The 827-nt window shown below is 64.9% G+C and carries 1 pseudogene; it reads right to left on the reverse strand.

Annotated features, from left to right (window positions below):
• A pseudogene (locus tag DB30_RS40985) lies at positions 1 to 827 on the reverse strand (SpvB/TcaC N-terminal domain-containing protein); the annotation flags it as partial.

Below are 827 nucleotides of genomic sequence, written 5' to 3' on the forward strand. Positions count from 1 at the left end.
TCGTCGTCGTGGTTCCACACCATGCTCGACAGGTGCGGCATCGCGGTCATGTTGCCGTGCGCGTCGTAGGTGTACGCGTGCGTGTATGGCCCGTTTGCCGGGTCTCCGGGGGCTGAGGTCTTCTCGAGCCGGTTGCCGTATTCGTCGTATTCGTAGTACCGAGTCCAGCCGCTCCCCGAGGCGGGGATATGCTGCATCTTCAGAATGTTACCCACCTCGTCGTAGGTAAACTTCTGCGTGTACCGCCGCATCGCCGACGGATCGCTCGTCATCGGCTGCGGGCCGGGCGTGATCTGTACGTCCGTACGCTGCGTCGTGCCTTGGGTACTGTGCTCGCGGCCGGTGGCCTCTATCAGCCGGTACGTCGCATCATAGGTGTACGAGTTCGCGGCCTCGACGACGGAATTGTTGAAGTAGACCGTCTGCTGCGCGGAGTCGCGGATGTCGGTGATGTTGCCGACCGGGTCATAGTGGTAATGCAGGCCCTGAAGGTTGGCGTCGTCGCTGCCGCGCACGGTCGAGAGCGACGCGAGCCGGTAGGTCTGCGGGTCGTACGTGTAGCTGGTCGTCGTGGTCGGGCTCGAGGTCGAGCCGTAGACCACGGACTCGCGCTGGCCGCGGGCGTTGTAGGTGATGTCCCCCACGACCGTCTCCGCCGTGGAGCTGCCGCGGTGCTTGACGTCCACAGCCTGCAGCGCACCGCCCTCGTCGTACGTGTAGGCCACCTCGCTGTCATCAGGCGATATCGCCGTGAGCACCCGGTTCACCGCGTCACGCTGACTGCTCGCCGAGAACGTCTCGGAGTCGAGCAGCGAGGTCGCGGCGGT

The organism is Enhygromyxa salina (genome assembly GCF_000737335.2).
GTDB classification, from domain to species: domain Bacteria; phylum Myxococcota_A; class Polyangia; order Nannocystales; family Nannocystaceae; genus Plesiocystis; species Plesiocystis salina_C.